The 7,651-nt window shown below is 74.9% G+C and carries 8 protein-coding genes and 1 pseudogene; 3 read left to right on the top strand and 6 right to left on the bottom strand.

The window, feature by feature from the left end; translation table 11 throughout:
* From F2B26_RS13075 to F2B26_RS13065, 3 genes and pseudogenes are all read right to left on the bottom strand, one after another.
* Window positions 1–819: pseudogene (locus F2B26_RS13075) on the bottom strand (hypothetical protein); the annotation flags it as partial.
* Between the two features lie 5 nt (window positions 820–824).
* The gene (locus F2B26_RS13070) at window positions 825–1,823 is read right to left on the bottom strand and encodes an ABC transporter ATP-binding protein (RefSeq protein WP_159810070.1); all 999 of its coding nucleotides are present in this window, start codon (window positions 1,821–1,823) and stop codon (window positions 825–827) included.
* Entirely contained in the window at window positions 1,820–2,515 is a 696-nt protein-coding gene (locus F2B26_RS13065; RefSeq protein ID WP_235929662.1) for a TetR/AcrR family transcriptional regulator, read from the bottom strand. The genes F2B26_RS13070 and F2B26_RS13065 overlap by 4 nt, the downstream gene beginning before the upstream one ends.
* A gap of 88 nt (window positions 2,516–2,603) precedes the next feature.
* On the opposite strand from F2B26_RS13065, the gene F2B26_RS13060 reads away from it, so the two are divergent.
* Complete coding sequence (locus F2B26_RS13060; protein WP_159810066.1) at window positions 2,604–3,062, top strand: OsmC family protein; 459 nt, start codon at window positions 2,604–2,606, stop codon at window positions 3,060–3,062.
* Between the two features lie 5 nt (window positions 3,063–3,067).
* Window positions 3,068–3,808: a hypothetical protein gene (locus F2B26_RS13055; protein WP_201292735.1), complete on the top strand. Its 741-nt coding sequence runs from the start codon at window positions 3,068–3,070 to the stop codon at window positions 3,806–3,808.
* Between the two features lie 50 nt (window positions 3,809–3,858).
* Here the strand turns inward: F2B26_RS13055 and F2B26_RS13050 are convergent, their stop codons facing one another.
* Complete coding sequence (locus F2B26_RS13050; RefSeq protein ID WP_159810064.1) at window positions 3,859–4,845, bottom strand: aldo/keto reductase; 987 nt, start codon at window positions 4,843–4,845, stop codon at window positions 3,859–3,861.
* 153 nt (window positions 4,846–4,998) lie between these two features.
* Between F2B26_RS13050 and ddaH the strand changes: the two genes are divergently transcribed.
* On the top strand, window positions 4,999–5,838 hold the full coding sequence (gene ddaH, locus F2B26_RS13045; protein ID WP_159810062.1) for a dimethylargininase: 840 nt from the start codon (window positions 4,999–5,001) through the stop codon (window positions 5,836–5,838).
* An 18-nt stretch (window positions 5,839–5,856) separates the two neighbouring features.
* Here ddaH and F2B26_RS13040 read toward each other — a convergent pair whose 3' ends face one another.
* Window positions 5,857–6,912, bottom strand: coding sequence for a CAP domain-containing protein (locus F2B26_RS13040; protein WP_159810060.1), 1,056 nt, complete (start codon window positions 6,910–6,912; stop codon window positions 5,857–5,859).
* A gap of 247 nt (window positions 6,913–7,159) precedes the next feature.
* Window positions 7,160–7,510 carry a CAP domain-containing protein gene (locus F2B26_RS13035; RefSeq protein WP_159810058.1) on the bottom strand — a complete coding sequence of 117 codons (351 nt, stop codon included), beginning with the start codon at window positions 7,508–7,510 and terminating at the stop codon, window positions 7,160–7,162.
* Between the last annotated feature and the right edge of the window lie 141 nt (window positions 7,511–7,651).

The following is a 7,651-nucleotide window of genomic DNA, read 5'->3' as shown; positions in this document are numbered from 1 at the left end:
CAGGTCCCGGCGCAGCGACAGCACGGCGGCCGCCCCGGCGAGCACGACGCCGAGCCCGAGGCAGGCCGCGAAGGGGCGCAGGTCGGCCGCGTCGAACGGGTCGATCCGCTGCACCCAGCCCACGGGTGTGGTCCACCGAAGCCAGCTCAGCCCGTCCTTGACGTCGGCGGCCCCGCGCACGGCGTAGCCGAGCACGAGGAGGGTGACGGTGATCGAGCTGGCGGCACGCGCGGTGGTGGCGACCTGGGCCGCGAGCGCCGCGAGCCCGGCGGTCACCAGGCCCAGCCCGGCGTACTGCGCACCGACCAGAAGGGCGGCCCGGCCCGACCCCATGGCCAGGAACACCACGACGACACCCACCGAGGTCGCCGCGGTGGTGACCACCCCCACCACCAGACCGGCGAGCAGCGGTGCGAGCGCCCCGGTGCTGGCGGCACGCACCGGTTCGAGCCGGCCGCCCTCCTCCTCCTTGCGGGTGTGCCGCACCACCGCGAGCGCGACGACGACGGCCAGCACGACCATCATGAACAGCCCGATCCGCCAGGAGACGACGGCCGGCAGGCTCGTCGCCGTGAGCGGGCCGAGCAGTGCGAGGAACGCCGTGTTCACCCCGACGGTCGCGGCCAGCGCCTGCCGTTCGGCGTCGGTGCCGTAGGCGGTCTGCAACGAGACGTCGGTGATCATCACCATGGCGAGCAGCACGAGAGCGGTCACCGGCAGGGTCACCCGGTCGCGGCGCAGCGCGAAGGCAGCGAGCTGCCCGGTGCCGGCGGTGGCGCTGGCCGGCAGTGGCCGCGCGGGCGGGGCCGGTGCGGTCACGGCGCTCATCGTGCGCCCCGCCGACCGCCGGCCCGGCGGCGTCCTGCGGTCGCATCGTCGGCGGTGGTCGCGGTGGCCGTCCCCGTGCCCCCGTCGGGCACTTCCAGCGCGGCCAGCTCGTCGCCGTACTCGCGCAGGAACAGCTCCTCCAGGGACGGCGGGGCGATGGTGAGGCCGTGCGGGTCGAGCCCGGCGAGCGCCGCGGCCAGCGTGCCGACCGCCGCGTCGTCGACCGAGAAGCGCACCCTCGCGCCGTCCTGCACGAGGTCGTGCACCCCGGGCAGCGCGGCGAGGGGGGCGGGGTCGGCACCGATCGTCACGCTCACGCTCGACCGGGTGAGGTGGCGCAGCTGGGTGAGCGTGCCGGACTGCACCACGCGCCCCGCGCGGATGATCGTCACGGTGTCGCACAGCGCCTCGACCTCGGCCAGGATGTGGCTGGACAGCAGCACCGAGGTGCCGCGGTCGACCGCCTCGCGCACGCACCGCTCGAACACGGCGGCCATGAGCGGGTCCAGCCCCGAGGTCGGCTCGTCGAGCACGAGCAGGTCGACATCGGCGCAGAACGCCGCGACCAGGGCGATCTTCTGACGGTTGCCCTTGGAGTAGGTGGCGGCCTTCTTGGTCGGGTCCAGCTCGAACCGGCGCAGCATGGCCTCGCGGCGCACCGGGTCGGGGCGTGCACCGCGCAGGTGCAGCAGCAGGTCGATCGTCTCGCCGCCGGTGAGCGCGGGCCACAGCGCCACGTCACCGGGCACGTAGGCCAGCCGCCGGTGCAGCGCGACGGCATCGGCCCACGGGTCGCCGCCGAGCAGCCGCACGGTCCCGGCATCGGGGCGCAGCATCCCGAGCAGCACCCGGATGGTGGTGGACTTGCCGGCGCCGTTCGGCCCGAGGAACCCGGCCACCTGACCTGGTTCGACGCGCAGGTCCAGCCCGTCGAGGGCGTGCACCCGCCCGAAGCTCTTGTGCAGGCCGTCGATCTCGATCGCGGGTGTGGTCATGTCCTCGTCCTCGGCGGGTCGGTGGGGGTCGGGTCGGTGGGGGCGGGCCAGGTGGCGGCGACGGCGTCGAGCATGGTGGCGTCGAGCAGCAGGCCTTCGGTGAAGACCTCGGCGGACGGCAGCGCGTACCGCGCCATGTAGCCGCGGATGAAGCCGCCGGTGTCGCCCGGGTCGGCGGGGTGCAGCGCCTGGTCGACGACGAGCGCCCCGAGGGTGAGCATGACGAGGTACCGGGCCCGGGCGTCCTCGTCGCGCGACGGACGTACGGCGCCGCTCGCGACGCCGTCGGCCAACGTGGTGCGGGTGAGCTCGACCATGTCGTCGACGAGCTCGCGGGCCAGGTCGCCGCCGGCCTGGAAGACGCGCAGCAGGTAGAGCGTCGGCACGCCGTAGCGCTCGACGTCGGCGAGCAGCGCGAACATGTCCGCCCGGTCCGGATGGCCGCCGGGCGCGCCGTAGACGGGTTCCTTGCCCTCGGCGACGATCCGGCGCACCTGCTCGTCGCACGCGTGCCGCAGCCCGTCCTTGGAGCCGAAGTGGTGGATGACGAGGGCCGGGCTGACCCCGGCGTCCGCGGCGATGGCTCGCAGCGGGGCACCGAACCCGTCGGCGGCGAACCGGGCGAGGGCGGCGTCGCGGATGCGGGCCCGGGCCGTGAGGTCCGCGTCGTCGGACGGAGTGGCTGAACGCACGATCACGATACTAAACACGCGTTCAGTCACTGTCGACCCGAACGGTCCGCACCGGGTTTCGCAGCCCCACCCGTGCGAGGATCGCGACATGACCGAGCAGAACCCCGCCCCGCAGGACCCGTTCGAGAACGCCGGTGACACCCGGCTGTGGATCGAGCGCACCGGCACCCGCCGCTACGTCGGCTACAACTCGCGCGGCGCCACCGTGCAGATCGGGTCGGTCGGCGACGAGGACGCGTTCAGCCCCGGCGAGCTGCTCAAGATCGCGCTCGCCGGCTGCAGCGGGCTCACCTCCGACGCCCCGCTGTCGCGTCGGCTCGGCCCGGACTACGCCGCGACGATCCGGGTCGGCGGGATGGCGCTGCGGCCCGAGGACCGGTACGACGCCCTCGCCGACGAGCTCACCGTCGACCTGTCCGGTCTGGACCAGGCCGAGAAGGCCAAGCTGCTCGTGATCCTGCAGCGCGCCATCGAGGAGCACTGCACCGTCGGGCGCACCCTCAACGCCGGTGCCACGACGACGTTCACGGTCGCGGGCGAGAGCTGACGCCCGTGCCCCGGCTGCTCACCGAGGCGCTCGACAAGGCCGTCTCGATCCCGTCGACGACGATCGAGGCGCACGTCGCCGCGCTGCGCGCCCGCAACCCGGGCGCCAGCCCCGCGCAGATCGTGCGGATGCTCGAACGGGAGTACCTGCTCGTCGTCGCCGGGACCGGCGCCGCGGTCGGTGCGGCCGCGGCGCTGCCCGCCGTCGGCACCGGGATCGCCCTCGCGCTCACGACCAGCGACGTCGCGACCTTCTTCGGCGCCTCGGCGGCGTTCTCGCTCGCGGTCGCCTCGGTGCACGGGATCGCGGTGGAGGACACCGAGCGCCGCCGCGCGCTGCTCATGGCGACGATCCTCGGCGACTCGGGCGCCCGGGCCGTCTCCGACGCCGCCGAGATCTCGACCCTGCACGTGGGCCGGGTGCTGCTCACCCGGCTGCCGATGAGCACGGTGAAGAAGGTGAACTCCACCCTCACCCGGCGACTCGTGCGCAACCAGGCGGCCAAGCAGACCGGGCTCGCCTTCGGGCGGCTGCTGCCGTTCGGCGTGGGTGCGGCCGTCGGTGCGGCGGGCGGCCAGGCGCTCGGGCGGTCGGTCGTCGAGGGCGCACGCGCCGCCTTCGGCCCGCCGCCGGAGCACTTCAGCCAGGTGGTCGAGGTGACGGTCCGGCCGCAGCCGCAGCTGCCCCCGGCGGGCGGTCGGCTCGAACCCGCACCCCGACGACGTCGGCTGCCCGGTCGCCACTGACCCGCCGCCACTGACCGGCGGCGCTGACCGGCCGACGACGCCGCCGCCGGCTACCAGCGGTCGTGCACGTGCGCGCGGATGCGCGCGTCGTAGACGGCCTGCAGCCCGGCGAGCGTCGCCGCGTCGAGCGGGGCGAGGTCGGCCGCGGCCGCGTTGGCACGGGCCTGCTCGACGTTGCGCGCCCCGGGGATCACCACGCTCACCCCCGGCTGGTCGACGAGCCAACGCAGCGCGAGCTGCGCGGTGCTCGCCCCGGCGGGGGTGAACGCCGCCACCTCACGTGCCGCCGCGACACCCACGTCGAACGGCACCCCGGAGAACGTCTCGCCCACGTCGAAGGCCTCGCCGTGCCGGTTGTACGTGCGGTGGTCGTCGGCACCGAAGGTGGTCGACTCGTCGTACCGGCCGGACAGCAGGCCCGAGGCGAGCGGCACCCGGGCGATGATCGCGACGCCGGCCGCGGCGGCCGCCGGCAGCACCTGCTCCAGGGGCTTGCGCCGGAACACGTTGCAGATGATCTGCACGCTCGCCACGTGCGGTCGGGCGATCGCACCCAGCGCCTCGGCCACGGTCTCGACCGAGACCCCGTAGGCCGCGACCCCGCCGTCCTCGACGAGGGCGTCCAGCTGGTCGTAGGTCGCGTCGGCGGACAGCACGGCCGTGGGCGGGCAGTGCAGCTGCACCAGGTCGAGCCGGTCGACGCCCAGGTTGGCCCGCGACCGGTCGGTCCAGCGGCGGAACGCGTCGAGCGTGTACGCCTGCGCGACGTGCGGGTCGGCCCGGCGGCCCAGCTTGGTGGCCACCGTGATCTGGTGCCCTGGCCGGCCGGCCAGGTACTGCCCGATGAGCTGCTCGGAGCGCCCGTCGCCGTACACGTCGGCGGTGTCGAAGAAGGTGACACCCGCCTGCGCCGCCGCATCCAGCACGGCGAGCGCCGTGCCGTCGTCGACCGCACCCCAGTCGGCACCGAGCTGCCAGCAGCCCAGCCCGACGACCCCGACCTGGCGACCCGTCCGTCCCAGCACCCGCTGCTCCATGGCGCCCAGGCTACCGGCGCGCGCACCACCCGCCGCCGTCGGCTCCCGCCCGGCCCGGTGCCCCGCGAGTACCCTGTCCCGGGCGCCACCGCGCCCCCTGCGCGCCTGTCGGACGCGCACCACCCCGCTCACGCGCACCCGCCAAGGAGCCGCATGTCCACGACCGCGCCCGGCGCCACCCCGCGCCACTACCTCATGTGCCGGCCCACCCACTACACGGTCTCCTACGAGATCAACCCGTGGATGCACCCGGACCGGGCGACGGACACGGCGCTGGCCGTGCAGCAGTGGGAGCGGCTGCGCGACGTCTACCTCGACCTGGGGCACCAGGTGTCGTTCATCGACCCGATCGAGGGGCTGCCGGACATGGTCTACGCGGCCAACGGCGCGACCGTGGTCGACGGCATCGTCTACTCCGCCAAGTTCCGCTACCCCGAACGCGGCCCCGAGGGCCCGGCGTACGAGAAGTGGTTCGCCGACCGCGGCTACGTCACGCACACCGCCGAGCAGGTGAACGAGGGCGAGGGCGACATCCTCGTCGTGGGCGACGTGCTGCTGGCCGGTACGGGCTTTCGCACCAGCACCGCCGCGCACGAGGAGCTCAGCCGGCTCGTCGGGCACGAGGTGGTCGGCCTGGAGCTCGTCGACCCGCACTACTACCACCTCGACACCGCACTCGCGGTGCTGTCGAGCGACCCGGCCGACCCGCAGATCGCGTACTACCCGCCGGCGTTCTCCCCGGCCGCGCTCGAGCAGCTGCAGCACCGGTTCCCCGATGCGGTGATCGCCGAGGAGCAGGACGCGGCCGCGCTGGGCCTCAACGCGGTGAGCGACGGTGGGCACGTCGTCGTCGCGCCGGCCGCCACCCGGTTGGCCGCCCAGCTGCGCGAGCGCGGCTACGAGCCGATCCCGGTGCCCACCACCGAGCTGCTCAAGGGCGGCGGCGGCGCCAAGTGCTGCACGCTGGAGATCCGGCTCGCCCCACCCGCCTGAGCCCGGCTCGCCGGCGGGTCAGCCGAAGGCGACCGCCGCGAACAGGTAGCCCGACGCGGACGCGGCGCCCACGCTCATCGAGCTCACATCGGTGCGCAGCATCTGGGCGTTGTGCGCGGGCGACCCGGACCAGGCCCGCACGAGCGAGCTGACGCCCGGTGCGCAGCCGACGATGTTGTCCGCCCCGGAGTGCCAGATGCCGCCCGATGCGGCCATGTCGAGCGCATGGCCGGACAGCGTCCCCGACGTCGAGACCGACAGCGTCGGCAGTCCGTGGGCGGCGCGGTAGTCGTTGATCGCCGCACCGACCGACGAGGCGCCGGCCGGCGACCCGGACCCGGGTGCCGGCGTCACGCAGGTCATGCTCACGGCGTGCACGCTGCCTGCCGACGGGGCGGCGGGCGAGCCCGCCCCGGTCGCCCCCGCGGAGCTCGATCCCGACGAGACTCGTGTGCCCGACCGGCGAGCGCTCGGCGCCTGCTGCGCCGCCTGCTGGGCGGCGGCCTGTGCCGCTTCCTGCTCCGCCGCGAGTCGCGCGGCCTCGGCGGCCTGCCAGGCTGCCTCCGCCTCGACCACGGCCCCGCGCGCTGCCGCGAGGTCGGCCAGCCGGGCGCGCAGCACGAACGGGCTCAGACCCGGTGCCGCGGCGGCGTCGCGGGTCCGGTCGGCCGCTGCGGTGAGCGCCGCGAGCAGGTCGCCCGCATGCGGTGAGGCGACCACCACCGTGCGCGCCTCGGCCTCCGCGGACCGCGCCGACGCGGTGAGCGCCGCGCGCTGGGCGTCGCCGGCCACGACGGCCAGCGCACCGGGCTGGGCGGCGAGCCACCCCGCGTCCACCAGATCGGTTCCGGACGCCCGCCCGGTCCGACCCGCCGCGGCACGGTCGGCCGAGGCCTCAGCGGCGCGAACGGTCGCGAGGCCTGCGGTCACGGCAACGACGACCACGAGGCCGACGACCGCCGCCGGGTGCGGACGACCGGTCGGGCGCGGCCCGCGGGGCGCCGGCTCCACGATGCGGTCCGGCACCGGACGTGAGCTCGAGGGGCGTGAGGGAGCCAGGGCGGTCGGGCTCATCAGGCGGACCCCCAGCGGACGGCATCAGCGGATCGGACAATTCACCCGATCGTGGCTGACATGACCGCAGAAGGCAAGGCGCGTCGTACCCGCAGACGCCTCGCTCCCCCGTTCAACCGCCGGTCAAGCACCCGTAGGCGCAGCCGCGCCTGAGACCGATGTCCTCGATCCCGGTGTCACCAGAAGTGACTTCACAACTCGGCCCGCGTCCGGGCTCGCCACCCGGACCGCAGCGACCCTCGCGGCGTCAGTTGAACTTGACCGCCGAGAACAGGAACCCGTCCGCCGTGGCGGCACCGACGCTCATCGAGGACACGTCCGTCCGCGCCATCTGCGCCTGGTGCGACGGCGACCGGGACCAGGCGCCGACCAGCGACGTCGCGCTCGGCGCGCATCCGACGATGTTGTCGAAGCCCGAGTGCCAGATGCCACCCGAGGCGGCCATGTCGAGGGAGTGCGAGGACAACGTGCCCGACGTCGAGACCGACAGCGCCGGCAGCCCGATGCTCGCGCGGTAGCTGTTGATCGCCGCACCGACCGCCGAGGCGCTCGCCGGTGAGCCCGACCCTGGCGGCGTGCTCAGGCAGGCCAGCGTCACCGCGTGCACCGACCCGGTCGAGGAGCTGGGCGCCGCTGAGCTGGTGTCCGTGGACGACGAGCCCGACGACGTCGAGCGGTTCGACGTGCGCTTCGTGGCCGCCGGGTGCGACGCAGCCGCCGCCGCAGCCGCGGCGGCCTG

This window comes from Cellulomonas citrea, from assembly GCF_009829685.1.
In the GTDB taxonomy this organism is placed as follows: domain Bacteria; phylum Actinomycetota; class Actinomycetes; order Actinomycetales; family Cellulomonadaceae; genus Cellulomonas; species Cellulomonas citrea.
This window is presented reverse-complemented; position numbering and strand designations above follow the sequence as displayed.

Excerpts from the sequence above, each read along its gene's own strand:
- F2B26_RS13070 (WP_159810070.1), bottom strand. The coding sequence starts at position 1,823 with ATGACCACACCCGCGATCGAGATCGACGGCCTGCACAAGAGCTTCGGG.
- F2B26_RS13060 (WP_159810066.1), top strand. The coding sequence starts at position 2,604 with ATGACCGAGCAGAACCCCGCCCCGCAGGACCCGTTCGAGAACGCCGGT.
- F2B26_RS13050 (WP_159810064.1), bottom strand. The coding sequence starts at position 4,845 with ATGGAGCAGCGGGTGCTGGGACGGACGGGTCGCCAGGTCGGGGTCGTC.
- ddaH (WP_159810062.1), top strand. The coding sequence starts at position 4,999 with ATGTCCACGACCGCGCCCGGCGCCACCCCGCGCCACTACCTCATGTGC.
- F2B26_RS13040 (WP_159810060.1), bottom strand. The coding sequence starts at position 6,912 with ATGAGCCCGACCGCCCTGGCTCCCTCACGCCCCTCGAGCTCACGTCCG.